The 16,725-nt window shown below is 53.3% G+C and carries 17 protein-coding genes; 8 read left to right on the top strand and 9 right to left on the bottom strand.

Going from position 1 to position 16,725, the window contains the following annotated elements; translation table 11 throughout:
- Window positions 1-3: 3 nt before the first annotated feature.
- Window positions 4-858 (bottom strand): PA4780 family RIO1-like protein kinase, encoded by an 855-nt coding sequence (locus AADB16_RS07015; RefSeq protein ID WP_410802264.1) that lies wholly within the window; start codon window positions 856-858, stop codon window positions 4-6.
- A 284-nt stretch (window positions 859-1,142) separates the two neighbouring features.
- Here AADB16_RS07015 and yeiP point away from each other — a divergent pair, with 284 nt between their 5' ends.
- Together yeiP and AADB16_RS07025 are read left to right on the top strand one after the other, a co-directional pair.
- Complete coding sequence (gene yeiP, locus AADB16_RS07020; protein WP_410802266.1) at window positions 1,143-1,709, top strand: elongation factor P-like protein YeiP; 567 nt, start codon at window positions 1,143-1,145, stop codon at window positions 1,707-1,709.
- A gap of 166 nt (window positions 1,710-1,875) precedes the next feature.
- Complete coding sequence (locus tag AADB16_RS07025; protein WP_309045084.1) at window positions 1,876-2,649, top strand: hypothetical protein; 774 nt, start codon at window positions 1,876-1,878, stop codon at window positions 2,647-2,649.
- Window positions 2,650-2,654: 5 nt separating this feature from the next.
- Here AADB16_RS07025 and AADB16_RS07030 read toward each other — a convergent pair whose 3' ends face one another.
- Window positions 2,655-3,107 (bottom strand): winged helix-turn-helix transcriptional regulator, encoded by a 453-nt coding sequence (locus tag AADB16_RS07030; protein ID WP_200369002.1) that lies wholly within the window; start codon window positions 3,105-3,107, stop codon window positions 2,655-2,657.
- A gap of 283 nt (window positions 3,108-3,390) precedes the next feature.
- On the opposite strand from AADB16_RS07030, the gene putA reads away from it, so the two are divergent.
- Entirely contained in the window at window positions 3,391-7,020 is a 3,630-nt protein-coding gene (putA, locus tag AADB16_RS07035) for a bifunctional proline dehydrogenase/L-glutamate gamma-semialdehyde dehydrogenase PutA (protein ID WP_410802270.1), read from the top strand.
- Between the two features lie 51 nt (window positions 7,021-7,071).
- Here putA and AADB16_RS07040 read toward each other — a convergent pair whose 3' ends face one another.
- Together AADB16_RS07040 and AADB16_RS07045 are read right to left on the bottom strand one after the other, a co-directional pair.
- Window positions 7,072-7,770 (bottom strand): lytic transglycosylase domain-containing protein, encoded by a 699-nt coding sequence (locus AADB16_RS07040; protein ID WP_410802272.1) that lies wholly within the window; start codon window positions 7,768-7,770, stop codon window positions 7,072-7,074.
- A gap of 195 nt (window positions 7,771-7,965) precedes the next feature.
- Window positions 7,966-8,142 carry a DUF1328 domain-containing protein gene (locus AADB16_RS07045; RefSeq protein WP_410802274.1) on the bottom strand — a complete coding sequence of 59 codons (177 nt, stop codon included), beginning with the start codon at window positions 8,140-8,142 and terminating at the stop codon, window positions 7,966-7,968.
- A gap of 299 nt (window positions 8,143-8,441) precedes the next feature.
- Here AADB16_RS07045 and AADB16_RS07050 point away from each other — a divergent pair, with 299 nt between their 5' ends.
- Both AADB16_RS07050 and AADB16_RS07055 read left to right on the top strand, forming a co-directional pair.
- Window positions 8,442-8,678 (top strand): TIGR02647 family protein, encoded by a 237-nt coding sequence (locus AADB16_RS07050; protein WP_298448624.1) that lies wholly within the window; start codon window positions 8,442-8,444, stop codon window positions 8,676-8,678.
- 126 nt (window positions 8,679-8,804) lie between these two features.
- Window positions 8,805-9,695, top strand: a complete 891-nt coding sequence (locus AADB16_RS07055; RefSeq protein ID WP_410802276.1) for a DMT family transporter — start codon at window positions 8,805-8,807, stop codon at window positions 9,693-9,695.
- Window positions 9,696-9,706: 11 nt separating this feature from the next.
- Here AADB16_RS07055 and AADB16_RS07060 read toward each other — a convergent pair whose 3' ends face one another.
- Window positions 9,707-10,927: an iron-containing alcohol dehydrogenase gene (locus tag AADB16_RS07060; RefSeq protein WP_410802277.1), complete on the bottom strand. Its 1,221-nt coding sequence runs from the start codon at window positions 10,925-10,927 to the stop codon at window positions 9,707-9,709.
- A gap of 172 nt (window positions 10,928-11,099) precedes the next feature.
- Here AADB16_RS07060 and AADB16_RS07065 point away from each other — a divergent pair, with 172 nt between their 5' ends.
- From AADB16_RS07065 to AADB16_RS07075, 3 genes are read left to right on the top strand one after another with little or no spacing between them, the layout of a single operon-like run.
- Window positions 11,100-12,011 carry a diacylglycerol/lipid kinase family protein gene (locus AADB16_RS07065; RefSeq protein WP_410802279.1) on the top strand — a complete coding sequence of 304 codons (912 nt, stop codon included), beginning with the start codon at window positions 11,100-11,102 and terminating at the stop codon, window positions 12,009-12,011.
- Window positions 12,001-12,696, top strand: a complete 696-nt coding sequence (gene mtgA, locus AADB16_RS07070) for a monofunctional biosynthetic peptidoglycan transglycosylase (RefSeq protein ID WP_410802281.1) — start codon at window positions 12,001-12,003, stop codon at window positions 12,694-12,696. Before AADB16_RS07065 ends, mtgA begins: the two co-directional genes overlap by 11 nt.
- 26 nt (window positions 12,697-12,722) lie before the next feature.
- Window positions 12,723-13,403, top strand: coding sequence for an oxidoreductase (locus AADB16_RS07075; protein ID WP_410802283.1), 681 nt, complete (start codon window positions 12,723-12,725; stop codon window positions 13,401-13,403).
- Here AADB16_RS07075 and AADB16_RS07080 read toward each other — a convergent pair.
- The 4 genes from AADB16_RS07080 to AADB16_RS07095 all read right to left on the bottom strand — a co-directional run bounded on the left by AADB16_RS07080 (window position 13,395) and on the right by AADB16_RS07095 (window position 16,639).
- Window positions 13,395-14,180, bottom strand: a complete 786-nt coding sequence (locus AADB16_RS07080; RefSeq protein WP_309045094.1) for a ZIP family metal transporter — start codon at window positions 14,178-14,180, stop codon at window positions 13,395-13,397. The genes AADB16_RS07075 and AADB16_RS07080 overlap by 9 nt on opposite strands.
- On the bottom strand, window positions 14,177-14,635 hold the full coding sequence (locus AADB16_RS07085; RefSeq protein WP_298448610.1) for a hypothetical protein: 459 nt from the start codon (window positions 14,633-14,635) through the stop codon (window positions 14,177-14,179). Before AADB16_RS07085 ends, AADB16_RS07080 begins: the two co-directional genes overlap by 4 nt.
- 98 nt (window positions 14,636-14,733) lie before the next feature.
- Window positions 14,734-15,540 carry a DUF1338 domain-containing protein gene (locus tag AADB16_RS07090; RefSeq protein WP_410802285.1) on the bottom strand — a complete coding sequence of 269 codons (807 nt, stop codon included), beginning with the start codon at window positions 15,538-15,540 and terminating at the stop codon, window positions 14,734-14,736.
- Window positions 15,530-16,639, bottom strand: a complete 1,110-nt coding sequence (locus tag AADB16_RS07095) for an arginine N-succinyltransferase (RefSeq protein ID WP_410802287.1) — start codon at window positions 16,637-16,639, stop codon at window positions 15,530-15,532. Before AADB16_RS07095 ends, AADB16_RS07090 begins: the two co-directional genes overlap by 11 nt.
- Window positions 16,640-16,725: the final 86 nt, after the last annotated feature.

The following is a 16,725-nucleotide window of genomic DNA, read 5'->3' on the forward strand; positions in this document are numbered from 1 at the left end:
GGGTTAATCCTCGTCATCATCCAGCATGCGCTCTATTCGATCCCTTTCTTCTTCTTTAGCGGCGTCAATCACCGCCATAAGCTCTTCCACATCGGCGCTGGCAGTATCGTGCTCAAAGCAGCCTGTCAGTTTGCTTTCGGGATGCAGATCGCCGCTTTCATAAAGTGCCCAGATCTCTTTGCCATAATCGGTAACCAGTAGGTCAGGTGCGAACTTGGCGAAATAACGGCGCATGTTATCCACGTCCCGTTCCAGCATGCGCTCGGCGTTGTTGTTTCCTGCTGCGTTGACCGCCTGGGGAAGGTCAATAATCACCGGCCCATTGCTGTCGACCAGCACGTTGAATTCTGACAAGTCACCGTGGATCAGCCCGGCACTCAGCATCCGCACAATTTCTGCGATAATCCGGCCGTGGTAGTCCCTTGCTTCTTCCGGAGTGAGAGTTACGTCATCCAGCCGCGGGGCCGCTTTGCCGTCGGCATCGGCAATCAGTTCCATCAGCAACACGCCGTCTACGAAACCCTTGGGTTCCGGAACGCGCACGCCGGCTTCCGCAAGCCGGTACAGGGCATCCACTTCGGCGTTGAGCCATGCATCTTCCTGTTCTTTCTGACCGTAGCGTGTCTTTTTACTCATGGCCCGTGCCCGGCGGGTGTTGCGCACCTTTCTGCCTTCCTGATACTCAACGGCCTGCTTGAAGCTTCGCTTTTTTGCTTCCTTGAATACCTTGGCGCAGCGCACCTGGTCGCCACATCGCACCACGTAAACCTGTGCCTCTTTGCCGCTCATAAGCTGGTAAAGCACTTCGTCCACCAGGCCGTCGTCGACCAAGGGTTGTAATCTCTTGGGTACTTTCATAACACCTTTCAGTTTAGCCGTCAGCGTGCCGACCATGCGTGGTGCGTTGGCCTTCAATCAGGCCAATGCAAAGACGATGGTCACAATGGTGCATAGCTTACATCAAATTGCTATTTCTTATGCGAATCTGCTCGTCGCCTCAGGAAGCTTTTAGCCGAATGGCCTATAGTATCGGCTTGCCCTGTATCTGCAGGGCACGTCTGAGGGTAGAATTACCGGGTGTAAAGCACGCCGGCTTTTGCCCGGTATGGATGCGTTTCGAGATTGTTTTGGAGCTTTAAAAGATGCCTAGAGCAAGTGAAATCAAGAAAAACTCTGCAGTTGAATATGAAGGTCGGGTGTATTTCGTCAAGGATATTGATCGCTCTGTACCCCAGGGTCGTGCTGGCGGCAGTCTTTACCGCATGCGTATGTACGATGTGGTAACGGGTAATAAGATCGACGAGACGTTCAAAGACACAGACATGCTGAACCTTGCCGATCTTGTACGCAGGCCAGCTACTTTCTCCTATTCCGATGGCGATGAATACGTCTTCATGGATAGCGAAGACTTTACCCAGTACAGCCTGAACCGGGAAGCCATTGCTGATGAGCTGTTGTATATCGATGAAGACACTCAGGGAATCATGGTGATTCTGGTGAGTGAAGCGCCGGTAGCCTTGGCTTTGCCGCCTATTGTTGAAATGGATATCGAGGAAACAGATCCCTCAGTTAAAGGTGGATCAGCAACGGCTCGTACCAAACCAGCAAGAATGGCAACAGGCCTGGTTGTCCAGGTTCCTGAGCATATCTCCACCGGCGATCGCATCAAGATCAACGTGGAAGAGCGGAAGTTTCTTAGCCGCGCCTAAGCACGTCACAAGGCCGGCAAAACCTGCCGGCCTGCTTTCTTTTTTCCTGCTCCCCAGCTTCAAATGGTCAATAGCTCGATTGAATACCGAGATGCTTTTCCCTTAAGCGAGAGAAACACCTTGATGCTATGGTATGGATATACCTCAATCGGAGCTGCAATCAGTTATGCCCATTTCAGAAGGCGCGAAACATTACGTTCTGATGCTGATGCCCAGCCTGCTAGGCGATATTGAAAAGCTGGGGCTGCGCAGAATTATCCGCACTTCTGACTTCTCGGAGCAGAAGGTGACGGCTCTGTATTTCGAGTTTGTGTCCATAAAACGGGTTCTTCCCGATAATCCCGAATCCATTGAGCCAGCTATTTGGGAGCACCTGCTCCATTGCGTGCGAGTGATGAGTTCGCTGGTGAACCTGGCCACAACTGAAGACCTGGAGCGAGCGCGGGAAGCAGCAGTTCGCCGGTATTTCCCCCACGCAAAAGAGCGGCTGAAAAACGAATACGAACAGATGCGGAGTGAGGGTAAGGTGGACTTTCGGCTCGCTGGTCTTCTGCGCCAGGGTGACTTGCCGGAAAACTCCGGGCAGGTGTGCATGGAGGCTATCAGGCGTGAGCGGCACCAGCGTGTAGAATCCATCAAACACCTCGGAATAGAGCATTTAACCAGCCACGAAGCCTTCGTTGTGGAATCTGCCAAGGCTTATGTCATTGCCCGGATTGACGATGCTCCGGAAGACTTCGGCACTCTCGATCTGGTTATCCGCCTTCTGGATTTACTGCGGCTGGTGCTTGTTCTGGAGTCTCGCTCAACCGGTGGGGCCAGTGCCGTCTCTTCCAACTTTACAGTGGAGAACATTGTGCTGGGTATCGGCAACGCGATGTATCGCGGCGAGTTGGGGTTAACAGTGTCTGCATTGGGCCTGGCCAGAGTGAACAAATAGGGCTTTCAAAGCCCGGCATCCTTCACATTCTCCATTACCACAAAAGTGCTGGTTTGCAGCACATGGGGCAGGGCGGAAATTTGTTCTCCCAATACCTGCCGGTACTCCGCCATGTTGCGTGTACGCACCTTCATCAGGTAATCAAAGTTGGCAGCAATCATGTGGCATTGCTCAATGGCGGCTATTTTTTTTACGGCGGTATTGAACGCCTTCAGCGCCTCGCTGCTGGTGTCGTTCAGTGTAACCTGAGCGAAGGCGATATGGCTTTGCCCTAACTTTGTCTGGTTAACCAGCACGGTGTAGCCGGTAATAAACCCCTGTTCTTCAAGCCGCCGCATGCGCACCTGACACGGGGTTTTGGATAAACCTACCTTCGACGCAAGCTCAGTAACCGTAATTCGCGCATTCTTCTGCAACTCACGAATGATGGAGTGATCTATTCGGTCCAGTTCGTTCATGTTGATCTGTCCTCTACAAACGTAAATCCGGGACTTTTGGGCAAGTCTTGAGCAGGGGCACTATGCTGAAGGCTGTAAATGCCACATGCCGCAAGGGTTTTGGGCTGTTTCAAGCCACCGTATATGGTCGAATTGGCTGAAATTGTATTTCATGTCAGAGAATTAATACATTTATTAAGGTCAATATGGCCATATTGGCGGGTCACTTCGGCGCTTACAGTCAAACAGTCTATGCTGTTGTCGGTAGAATGCGGTAAAGACAAACAACTGAGAGGGTACAACTATGATATCGCAGCAATCATTGGCTCCCGAGCTAGCCAACAGCCGGCAGGCGGTTCGCGATTACTATCTCGAAGATGAGTACAAAGTCATCCACGAGATGATTGCTGATGCTCAGTTGTCTGAAGCCGATCGCAAAATGATTTCTGCCCGCGCGGCTGATTTGGTGCGCAGTGTTCGGGAGAGCGCCAAATCCACCATCATGGAAAAATTCCTCGCAGAGTATGGCCTTACCACTAAAGAGGGCGTCGCGCTTATGTGCCTGGCGGAGGCGCTGTTGCGAGTGCCGGATAACACCACCATCAATGCGCTTATTGAAGACAAGATTACCTCTGGCAACTGGGGTGCTCACGTAGGTAAAGCCACCTCGGCATTTATCAACTCCACCACCGTTGCGCTCTTGATGACCAGCAACCTGTTGAAGGACTCTGATCGCCATACGGTAGGTGACACGCTGCGCAAGTTGGTTAAGCGCCTCGGTGAACCCGTCGTTCGCACCGTTGCTGGCCAGGCCATGAAGGAAATGGGGCGCCAGTTTGTTTTGGGCCGCGACATTGAAGAAGCCCAGAGCGAAGCTGAATCCTACATGGCGAAGGGGTACACCTATTCCTACGATATGCTTGGTGAGGCGGCGCGTACGGATGCGGATGCCCGTCGCTATTTTGAGTCCTACTCACAAGCCATCGATAGCATTGCCAAAAACTGTAAGGGCGATGTGCGTAAAAACCCCGGTATCTCGGTTAAGCTCTCTGCGCTGCTGGCCCGTTACGAATATGGCCAAAAAGAGCGGGTAATGAATGAGCTGGTTCCCCGCGCACTTGAGTTGGCCAAAAAGGCGGCCGCCGCCAATATGGGCTTCAATATTGATGCTGAGGAACAGGACAGGCTGGATCTTTCTCTGGATGTCATTGAAGCCATAATGTCCGATCCCACGTTGGCTAACTGGGAAGGCTTTGGTGTTGTGGTCCAGGCCTTTGCCAAACGCGCGTCTCATACCCTTGACTGGTTGTACGCACTCGCTGAAAAGCTTGATCGTCGCATCATGGTGCGTTTGGTAAAAGGCGCCTACTGGGATGCGGAAATCAAGCGCGCCCAGGTCATGGGCTTGTCTGACTTCCCTGTGTTCACCCGCAAGGCGTGCAGTGACGTTGCTTATATCGCTTGCGCTAAAAAGTTGATTGGCATGAGCGACCGCATCTATTCGCAGTTCGCCACCCATAACGCCCACTCTGTGTCCGCGGTTCGTGAGCTGGCCAGCGCTGCGGGCCTGAAGAATTATGAATACCAGCGTCTCCACGGCATGGGTGAATCCCTGCATAACCAGGTTCTCAGCGAAAGCGGAGTGCCCTGCCGAATCTACGCGCCGGTAGGCAAGCACAGCGACCTGCTGGCTTATCTTGTACGCCGTCTGCTTGAAAACGGCGCCAACAGCTCCTTCGTCAACCAGATTGTCGACACTAGCATCACCCCCGAAGAGATCGCAAAGGATCCGATTGATACGGTTCAGGAGCTTGGGAAGAACCTTTCCAGCAAGGCAATTGTGCCCCCAACGGAGTTGTTTGGTGCCAAGCGTCGTAACTCAAAAGGCTGGGATATTACCGATCCGGTGACCGTTGCCCGAATTGATGAAGGTCGCGGAGCATTCCGCAGCCATCTATGGACCGGCGGGCCGTTGATCGCCGGCACCGTTACCGGCACAGACGTGCTGGAAGTAACAAACCCGGCCAACCCGGACGATCTGGTTGGGCACATTACCCATGCCAATGAAGCCGATGTTAATGCAGCCATTACAGCGGCAGAACAAGGTTTTGCCAGCTGGTCAGCCACGTCTGCGGAAGATCGTGCTGCGTGTGTGCGAAAAGTAGGTGATCTGCTTGAAGAAAACGTACACGAACTGTTTGCGCTGACGACCCGGGAGGCCGGTAAATCATTGCTGGATGGTGTTGCTGAAATTCGCGAGGCGGTGGATTTCGCACAGTTCTACGCCAACGAAGGTCTGCGTAACAAAGATAATGGCGAGGCTCGTGGCATTATTTGCTGCATTTCGCCCTGGAACTTCCCGGTGGCCATTTTTGCGGGCCAGGTTCTTGCAAACCTGGCAGCTGGAAACGTTGTGGTTGCCAAGCCGGCAGAGCAAACATCGCTGTTGGCTTTTCGTGTGGTTGAAATGATGTACGAAGCCGGTATTCCAAAAGATGCCATTCAGCTTCTTCCGGGCACAGGCGCAACTGTGGGTACTGCCCTCACGTCTGATTCGAGAGTTGCAGGCGTCTGTTTCACCGGTTCCACGGCAACCGCTCAGCGGATCAACAAGGTTATGACTGAGAACATGGCGCCAGACGCACCTCTGGTGGCAGAAACCGGTGGGCTCAACGCCATGATCGTGGATTCAACAGCTCTCCCCGAGCAGGTGGTTCGTGACGTTCTGGCATCGTCGTTCCAGAGTGCAGGCCAGCGTTGCTCCGCACTGCGTATGTTGTATGTGCAGAAAGACATAGCCGATAACCTGCTGGAAATGCTCTACGGAGCCATGGAGGAGCTGGGTATTGGTGATCCTTGGGCGCTATCGACAGATGTGGGGCCGGTGATTGATGAGGCCGCCCGCAAGAAAATTGTCGATCACTGTGAAAAATTTGAGCGCGAAGGTCGCATGCTGAAAAAACTTCCGGTGCCTGAAAAAGGCCTGTATGTGTCACCGGCCGTGCTCAGAGTGAACGGAATCGAAGAGCTTGAAGAAGAGGTGTTCGGGCCGATCCTGCACGTGGCAACCTTTGAAGCCAAGGAGATCGACAAGGTTGTCGATGCCATAAACGCCAAAGGCTATGGCCTGACCTTCGGTATCCACAGCCGGGTTGATAACCGTGTTGATCAGATTGTCGCCCGCATTAAAGTTGGCAACACTTACGTTAACCGTAACCAGATTGGCGCGATTGTTGGCTCCCAGCCATTTGGTGGTGAAGGTCTTTCCGGCACCGGCCCCAAAGCGGGTGGTCCACAGTATGTTCGACGCTTCCTGAAAGGCGCCACTGTTGAGCGCCCGGCTGAGCCTGGTGCGAAAACCATTGATGGTAAGAAATTGGATGGTCTGATCGGTAGTTTGAGCAAGCTTTCCGTTGCTGCTCCCAAGGCCAGAATTGACGCCATGGAACCCGTTTTCGGTAAGGTGCCAGCGCCTCTGGATGCCCACCCGGAAGAATTGCCAGGACCAACCGGTGAACTTAACCGCCTTTCCAATCACGCTCGTGGAACCGTGTTGTGCTTGGGGCCAGATAAGGAAACGGCGCTGGCGCAAGCTGCCATGGCGCTGTCACAGGGCAACAAGGTAGTGGTCATCGCTCCGGGTGTTGAAGACGTTGTGGCACGCGCTGCCCAGGCTGGGTTGCCGCTAGTGGGCGTTGATGGGCTTCTGGATCCGGAAGTGCTGGCAAGGGCTGGTGGCTTTGAGGCTGTTGTAAGCTGTGCCGATCAGGCCCTGCTACGCAAGTATCGTGAGGCTCTGTCCAAGCGCGATGGCGCGTTGATCCCGCTGATCACCGAGCATATGCTCGATCAGCGCTTTGTGATTGAGCGCCATCTTTGCGTGGATACAACCGCGGCCGGTGGCAACGCCAGCCTGATTGCAGCCTCTGAGTAATCTTGAAGTGAATCCCGGAAGCTCCCAAGGATGGGGCTTCCGGTGATCTGATCAATTACTGGCATAGCGCTCGCGCAATATGCCGACCCGCTCAACGTAAGCCTTGGTTTCAGCATAGGGAGGAACTCCTCCGTAACGGCTTACGGCACCAGGCCCGGCATTGTATGCTGCAGTAGCTAACCGGGTATCACCCTTGAAGCGTTCCAGCATTTTTGCGAGATAGGTAACGCCACCACGGATGTTGTCTGCTGCCACCATGGCATTCTGCACGCCGACTTCCAAAGCTGTGCCTGGCATCAACTGCATAAGCCCCTGGGCACCGACAGGGGAGAGTGCTTTTTCATTGAACGCAGATTCCGCATGAATCACCGCACGTACCAGTGCCGGATCAACACCATACTCTTGGGCGGCTGTTTTGATTTCTGTTTCGTAGCGGCCAGCGAACAACGGGGTTGTGCGCCAGTTCACCCGGGAATCCGGGTCGCAGGCATAGCAGTGGAAGCTGATAACGTCGAAATTGGCCACTGAAGGCCGGGTGCTAGTGTAGGCAACGACGCCATTATCGTCTTTATAGCGGAATACGGTTTCGCTTTTGCTGGAGGCTCGCCCGGGGCTGTTACTTTTTACGTTGGTAAATTCAACTCTGCCATCGGGATGCACAATACGCTTGATGCTGTCTGCTGCAACTGGTGCAGCAGACAGCATCAACGCGATACATATCTGCAGAGCGAGTCGTTGTGGGCTTCTCATTAGCTACTCACGGAAAGCATAATCAATAGTCGTTCTGCTCATCATATTAAATCAGGCAGATTAAAGATTATACGGCGCTACCCGGCAGAAATGATATTACGTCTTGTCGCTGAAATGTTATCAGGAGAGGGGGAAGGCCCGGGCGTGATGATGTAGGTGCCCGGGCCGAAACGCTGATCAGATGCATTCACAACGCTAGATCTTTGGTCCCCGCCCGCGAACAGCATTGGCAACAAGAGAGACCACCAAAAGAATCAGAAAGATAAAAAACAGCACTTTGGCGATGCCCGCCGCTGTGCCCGCAATGCCTCCAAAGCCGAGGACACCGGCAATAATTGCTATGATAAGACAGACTACAGCCCAGTAAAGCATAATCATTCCTCCTTGTTTGGCTTCCATTTAAAAATGGCACAAATTTGGGGAAATGCACAAATATCAAGCAATGCCCGATTCCTTATAAGGTGTTTTTTATACACGCCTTCCGGGTTTAAAGTTATGTTTTTATTGATTTAAATCGGGTTTGTTGCCGCCTCATTAAGCTTTTATAAGATAAGCTGACCGTCGGGATATGGTTATGGTGGCTCTACTGCTATTCTTTAAGAATCGGGTATCGGAGTAATTTATGACTTTGAAACAAAGTATCTGACCACTAAACCAGACAAGGAAATACCATGCCATTTTCTCCAGACACAATTGCCGAGCTTAATCTGTTGTCGCAATTCGAATCATCCTCAGGCCAAGCTGGAATCAAGGTACACAAAAGTGATGCGGCCCCCGAGACCGTAGATGCCGCTGAGCGCCTTTTTGCCAAAGGCCTGATAACGCGGGATGACGGAGGTTACCTGACTCCTATGGGCAGTGAGGCAGTAGAGCTGACACAGAAACTGCAATCTATCCTCACGACATAATCGCCGCTGATTTATCCCTTAGAGCCACCTGTAATGGTGGCTTGGCCGGGTGCCTGTATCTGTTTTGTTTGCGATTCAGGCTCTAAACTGCACTTTGTTCCAGATACCTGACCCCGGCAGTCGTTTATGCGATCTTTCTTTTATTCGTTCTTTGTACCTGCTTTGTTTGTATGGCTGTGGAGTACGGGCTTTATTGGCGCAAAATACGGCCTGCCCTATGCCGAGCCATTCACCCTTCTGCTGATTCGAATGCTTCTCACTCTTGGCTTGCTTGTGGTGCTTGCAGGCCTCCTTAAAGCCCGCTGGCCTGGCTGGCGGGCCGCTGGGCATCTTACTGTAACCGGTCTATTGGTCCATGGCTGCTATCTTGGCGGTGTGTATTATGCCATCCAGGACGGAATGCCCTCGGGAATAGTATCGCTGGTGGTCGGTTTGCAGCCGCTGGTCACCGCGGGTGTTGCGGTTTTTGTATTGAAAGAAGCCATTTCATGGCGGCAGTGGCTGGGTTTGGGGCTTGGCTTGGTGGGTGTCACTCTGGTTTTGCTTGAAAAGTTTGGTGGGGCAGGCAACCCGGGGGCGGCGTTTCCATTATGGACGCTGATATGGGCTCTGCTAGCGCTGGCCGGCATTTCGTTGGGTACCGTGTACCAAAAACGCCATGGAACAGGTGCAGACCTGGTGGCTGGCACCATCATTCAGTACGGCGCCGCCGCCTTGTTTTTCGCCGCTGGCGCGCTAGTGCTCGAAACCCGCGAAGTAGTCTGGTCTCTGCAACTTCAGCTTTCTATGGCCTGGCTGGTTTTGGGGGTTTCTATTGGCGCGATTCTGCTTTTGATGTGGTTGATTCGCCGAGGCGCAGCTTCCCAGGTGGCCAGCCTGTTCTATCTTGTCCCCCCGGTAACGGCTCTGGAGGCCTTCTGGCTGTTTGATGAGCGCTTGGGCGTATTGGCGATTGCCGGGGGAATTGTCTCTATCACCGGCGTTGCTCTGGTGGTGTCGCAGAAACGCCCCGGCTAGGGGCGCTCCGGCTATGCAGGTTGGCCACTTATAGTGCGGAGTACCTGAATAATCTCATTCTTATTCAGATATTTAGGCACCGCGTAGGTTCCGTGAGCTTCTTTCATGGCCGCTTGCGCCATTACAGAGAAGTGCTTCTCATCGATACCTTTCACCTCACGGGATATCGGCAAGGTTGCAAGTAGCGTATTCACACGCTGGATGAACTTGTCGGTTGCCAGAGAGTCTGCCTCTGTATCTGTGGCAAGACCACACAGCCTGGCCAGTTTGGCCATTCGGGCGTGTGCGCTGTGCCGGTTCACCTCAAGTATGTGCGGCAGAACAATAGCGTTAGCCCGGCCGTGAGGAACGCCATATTGGGTACCAAGCTGGTGAGCAATCGCGTGCACATAGCCCAGTCCCGTTTTGTTCAGTGCCAGCCCACCGTAGTTTGCAGCCAGCGCCATGGCATCACGGGCTTCGTAGTCCTGTCCGTTTTCGCAGGCTCTTTCCAGGTATTTGAACACGAGTTTCACGCCGGCACCTGAGTACAACTCAGTTTCAGGCGAGGAGAAATCACTGATCCAGGATTCAAGGCAGTGGGTAAGAGCATCAATGCCCGTGTCTGCCGTTACCGATTTCGGCATGCCAGCCATAATCTCGGGATCCAGCGCAGCCGCTAAAGGAACCACTTTTGGGTCAATTACCAGATGTTTAATGTGTGTGGTTTCATCAGATATAACGGCGCCAATTGTGACTTCAGAGCCTGTACCCGCGGTGGTCGGAATCGCAAACAGCGGAAGGGATGGCTTGCGAGCTTTGAGAATTCCGACCAACCCCTGAGGCGTTTTTTTGTTTGAAGCTGCCAGCGCCATCACTTTTGCAGCATCAATGGACGACCCTCCGCCAATCGCTAATACAGCGTCACATTCATTCTGGCGGAGCACTTCCAACCCTTTCTCGACCACAAGAAAACCCGGATCTGGCGTCACACCACGGTATACAACAGTTTTAACTCCGAGTTCGTTCAGGTGTTCCTCTATGGGGCTAATAACGCCCAACTTGAACAACACATCGTCGGTCACAAGCAGAACCCGTTTGAAGTCAAAATGTGCCATGTGCTCAGCCAGCCGGAGTCGGGACTGCGCCCCCAGGAACATGTTGGGAATCGGGCTTGGAATGAGTTTCGTTATCAGTTTCAGGGCTGCGAGCTGCGCTTTGGAACGCACAGGCGTGATCAGATCTGTAATCATTGCTGGTTTCCGATAGTGATGTTTAGTTCAGGAGTTAACTATAGTCGGACAATATAGCAGTTGGAAGCAGTTCCTGTGTCCTTATGGTAACGACCACCATGGCATGTTTGAGGTATCTTTGGTGACTTGAGGTTCCCGGCTTTTTTTATTTGGTTACAGAGAGCATGATGGTATGACCTATTGGCTGGTTGCAAACCCTGCTGCAGGCGATGGCCAGAAGGGACAAGAATTTTGGCTTGAAAAGTTGGCGAATGCTGGCATCACAGGCCCGGAGTGTTGCGACCTTCAGGATCAGAGTTGGACGGTGCAGCTACAATCCGGCGACACGGTGATGGTGGCTGGTGGTGATGGATCAGTTAATGCCGCCGCCCAGATATGCCTTCAACACAACGCAACACTTGCGGTGTTGCCGTCTGGTACAGCCAATGATTTCGCCCGAAACCTGGCCTTGCCGGAAGATCCTGCCGCTGTATGTGAACTGGTCCAGCAAGGCACTACGCAAAAAGTGGACGTGGCGGAGTTCGGGGATAGAATCTTTCTTAATGTGGCACACATAGGCTTGGGAGCGCTGTCGGCCAGCGAAGCTAAGGGCGCAGCTAAAAAACTGTTTGGCCGCTTCAGTTATGGGGTGGCGTTGCTGAAAAAAGTGAATGCCAAGCGGGGTTTTACTGCGGAAATATCGTGCGACAAGGCGCTGGTTCGCGGCCGCTGGTTGTCGATTGCTGTGTCCAGTGGCGCATTTTTCGGGGGCGGGAATGAAATTCCACAAGCGACAGCAGATGATGGATTGCTTGATGTGATTGCGGTGAAGCCACGCCCTTTGTTGCAGTTGCTACTCACTTTCCTGCTGGTGCGGTTGAGTGGAAAGTCTCCTGATCGTACCAGCACAGTGGTGCACCTGAAGGGAAAGCGTTGCGACATTCTTACTTCAAAACCAAAAACCATGACGGTGGACGGAGATGAAGCGGGCAAAACACCGCTCCACGCTGTGTGCCGCCAACACTGCCTCCGGGTAATAGGGGCAAACGTTGTGCGCACGGGTGAAGCTGAAAACAGTCGGGCCGGGCGCTTCAATGGCTCGTAAATCACTTCCAAAGAGAGCGTTTCGTGGTTTTGCCTGGGTGTTCATTGCTCTGGTGCTACTGTTCCTTTCGATGCTGCTCTTGTTTCGGTTTATAAACCCGCCCACGTCGGCATTCATGCTCAGCTACAGCCTTGCGAACCCACACAAAGAAGTGCAGCAGCAATGGGTTAGTTTCTCGGATATCTCGCCCTGGATGCCAATCGCGGTGGTGGCCAGCGAGGATCAGCGGTTTCCCGATCATTGGGGTGTTGATTTTGTCGCGATTCGCAAAGCATTAGCGGAGTACCATGCTGGTGACGGGCTAAGGGGAGCCAGCACCATCACGCAGCAAACCGCAAAAAACCTGTTTTTATGGAATGGCCGAAGCTTTGTCCGTAAAGCTCTGGAAGCTGGGCTTGCGCTCGCCGTTGACGGGGTTTGGCCCAAGCGCCGAATTCTTGAGGTGTATCTTAATATCGCCGAGTTTGGCCCCGGCATTTACGGCGTTGAGGCTGCGAGCAAGGCGTATTTCGGTATTTCTGCACGGCAGTTGTCGGCCAACCAGTCTGCACGGCTGGCTGCAGTGTTGCCCAACCCGAAGGTGTTGAGCGTTTCTTCGCCATCGCCCTACGTGCGGGATCGTGTTTTCTGGATTCGAGGCCAGATGGATCAGCTATCCGGGCTACACTACCTCAAGGATTTATAGAGAATTCGCAAAATAAAGAGAACCTTATGAAAGTGTTATTGCTGGGTGCTACCGGGTTGACGGGTGGGTTGGCTCTCACTGGCTTGTTGGCCCGTGACGAGGTTGAACGGGTGGTTGTGCCTGTGCGGAAGCCGCTGGAACTCATTCATGCCAAACTGCAGCAACAGGAAATGGATTTTGATCGCATGGCAGATCATCCCGAGCTTTTTAAAGTAGATGTGATTATCTGTTGCTTGGGTACGACGATCAAAAAGGCCGGCTCTCAGGAACAGTTCAGAAAGGTAGATTACGGCTACTGCCTGCAAGCGGCTGAGCTTGGGCGAGCAGAAGGTGCCGGTGCATTTATCTTGATGTCTGCCATCGGATCATCATCTTCTTCGACCATTTTCTACAACCGGGTTAAAGGTGAGCTGGAAGACGCGGTGAAGGGCCTCGGTTACTCGTATTTGTCGATATATCATCCCAGTTTACTGTTGGGCGATAGGCCAGATCACCGCCTCGGGGAAGCGATAGGTGCCAAAGCGATGCCGCTGGTTAACCGCGTGCTGTTGGGCCCGCTGGAAAAATACCGGGCAATCGAGGCACAAACCGTTGCGTCTGCCATGGTTAACGAGGCTTGCAGTCTGGCTGCCAAACCAGTTGCCGAGCAGGTTGTTCAGGTTCGCCAGTATGAGGACATTGTTGCGCTGGCGGGCGCCTCAGCCTAGGGTGACATCCAGGAACATCATCACCACAAAACCGATCAGCAGTGCGAAGGTAGTTTGGGCCTTGTAGCGGCTCCTGTGGGTTTCGGGAATGATTTCGTTGCTGATAATGAACAGCATGGCCCCGGCAGCGAAGCCCAGAGTCCAGGGCATTATCGGTTCTGCCAGCGATACCAGAGCGGCACCGAACAGGCCCCCGATAGGTTCAGCCAGCCCTGTCAGAAGGGCAATAGTAAAGGCACGAGCCCGCGAGTATTGGATAGCCACCAACGAAAATGCAACGGCTAGGCCTTCCGGAATATTCTGAATACCAATGCCCAGTGCCAATATATAGCCGTTGCGTACATCGCCGCCCGCAAAGCCAACACCTACCGCCATGCCTTCGGGAAAGTTGTGCAGCGTAATGGCGATAATAAACAACCATATACGGCGAATATGGGCAGCGTCCGGCCCCTCTGGCCCAAGATTGAAGTGCTCGTGGGGCAGGTTCTGGTGCAGGTAATACAGAGCCCCCGCGCCGGACAGAACACCGAATATCACAAGCAGTGCTGCCATCCAGGTTGAGCCCAGCAGTGTTTCTCCGTATTCCAGCCCGGGGATCAACAAAGAAAAAACCGAGGCCGCCAGCATTACGCCGGCAGCACCTGCCAGCATGTAGTCCTGCAGCCGGGCAGAGAGATCTTTAACGAAGAATACCGCCAGAGCGCCAATGCTGGTGGCCAGCCCCGCTAACAGGCTTGCCAGCGCGCCGAGCCAAACGATACTGATGTCGGCAGTCATTCCGTTTTGTACGTGGGGTATATCGAGCGGGACAGCGTTGGCTCACAACCAACAACTTGCCTCGCTTGCTTGTGTGCATGCAGATACCAACGTTGACCCGATTTGGTAAAGGTATCCGGGGTAACCAGGAAGTCAGTTGTTTCCATGGTGACAGGGATAGGTGAGCCATCAGCATGGCGATACACACAACTGACACCAAGGGTGGCAGATTCAGCCGCAGGCAATTCTATGAAGCCATCATCGCGGATCGTTGGTGTGTCGCCGTCCACACTGATAATTTTAAGGCACGGGCCGTAGTGAACCCTGTTCTGTTCTTTCAGATGTTCGCTCAAGCAGTGTTGGGAGCTCAGTAAAATGGCGCCACGGCCTATTGCTTCCGTACTTTCGCCTGGCAACGACTGGCAGCCAGCCAATACAAGAAAACAGGCCAGAAAAAGCGTGACGACAGGCTTCATGGTGACTCCTTGTTGCATTGAACAAGTGGGATTGTTCGGGAACAAGGCGTTAGTTTAGCGTAGCTATCCCGTTGGTACACGGGTGGATTTTCGAGCCTTTACATTCCGGCATTGGTACTCTCGAAAATCTTGTCGGCAGAGGCCGCAACAAACCCGCTGTATAGGTTGCCGTCGGGCTTCTGGTAGCGCAAGGCGAACTCATAGAAGCAGCTGGGAATCGTCATTTCGCGGTCGCTGAACTGAATAGGAACACGGTCGGCCATTGTGGATGACTGTTCAAGCAGCTCTTCGGCAGAACCCTTCACTTCGCCACCGGCCGAGTTCACTGAAAAGCCCTTCTCGATCAAGAGCTGGTTTATGTCGGCCACTGTTTCGAAGTTGTTCAGGTGGTTTACGCTCACCGTGAAATGATTCGCGCGGTAACCCCAGGCCGCGAGCCAGGCTGCATACTCGCTCTCTTCCAACAATTGGCGGTAGGTGCCGGAATCCAGATCCCAATGCCGTCCTGAGTACAGAAAGTTGTCTGCGGTAACCTCCTCTTTTGTGATTTGCCCAACCAGCTTTTTCACCACAGTCTGAAGCTCCGGTGAGCACTGTTCTGTCAGTAACTCAGAAATAAACACCTTCGGTGCTTCGGGATCTGCGTGTTCATAATGCCGGGCATAAAGCTTCTTGCCTTCGAAGTGGTATTCACCACCTTCCCGGTACCCCAGCGCCAGAAAATGCGCCGCGAGAGCATCCAGTCCAACCGGCTGCAGGTTGAAGGTGCGCAGGGCGATATGATCGTTGATGATGGCATGGCCTTCTTCTGCACCCAGAATGCGATGGATTTTGGCGGCCGAGGGTGTAACAGCTTTATAGTCCTGCCAGAGATTTTCGAACAAGACGTTGCGATCAGTATGCATAGCTTAGCTCCGTAGCCGTGGTTCTGTTTCGTGCCGTCGATGCTGCATGGTTCAGGGGCAAAATGCGTGACGGATCGCCGTTTTCAAGGCAAAGCTGTTTCGCCAGAGAGCGAGAAATAATCAGCGCATCCGAACCTTCGGAAACCTCAGATGTGACGGTAGCCCGAAAGTTTGCTGTTCCTGTGTTTGCGATCAGCGTTGGTTCGTGTTGTTCGTGGTTGGTGCGGCCAAAGAGTGCATTGGGGCCTGCAACGTAATCATCCACTCTAACGCGGTGCTCGGAGGAGGATCTGACGCTTAGTATCTCTGCCAAGGCGCACTCTACCGTTGGCCCCGCATCAAACAGGTCTATCAATCCTTTGTGCTTAAAACCCTCTGCTTCCAGAATCTTTAGGGCTGGCCGGGTGTTGTTATGCACCTGGCTAAGAACAGCTCGGGCCTCCGGGCTCATCAGGCACGTATAGAGTGGATGCGAGGGCATCAGTTCATCAATGAAATCTGTGTAACCTGCACCAACCAGGTGGGTTGCCTGGGCAAATTCCATGTCAACAAAGTGCGTGCTCAGCCAGTCCCAAAAGGGTGACCGGCCAGCGGCATCCGAAACACCGCGCATTTCGGCAATGATTTTGTGTGAGAAGCGTTCCGGGTGAAGTGCCATAAAAAGAAAACGCACCCGGGAAAGCAGTTTGCCCGCATTGGCCCGGCGAAACTCGGGACGCAAATAAAGAGAGCAGATCTCGGAATAACCTGTGTAGTGGTTGCAGCGGGTGAGGGTTTCCACGCTCTTGCGAACGTCAAGGTCCCGCGAGTGGTGGGTTACAGTGTTTCGTCGGAAATGGTAAAGCGGCTGGGTATGGCCAGTGTTTGACTCAATACCACTGGTGCCAAGGATGTCGCCGGTGGCCTCATCTTCCAGCACAAACAGGTAGTGCTCATCGCCAGGGCTGGTTACTTTGCGCTCGAAGCTTGCCATGGAGTGAGCAATCTTTTGTGCTAAAGCGTCCCTGTCGGGCATTAGTGATGTGAAACCCGGGCCAGACTCTTCGGCTATCTGATAAAGGGTATCCAGATCTTTGTCTGCAATTGGGCGAATAATCATGGGCTGCAACCTGGCGTTGTTTCCGGACAGTATGCATTGAAGCTTTGTCGGATTGCAGGTGCAGTTTGCTCAAAATGGGCTATGAT

The sequence above is a fragment of the Marinobacter sp. KMM 10035 genome (genome assembly GCF_046537445.1).
In the GTDB taxonomy this organism is placed as follows: Bacteria; Pseudomonadota; Gammaproteobacteria; order Pseudomonadales; family Oleiphilaceae; genus Marinobacter; species Marinobacter sediminicola.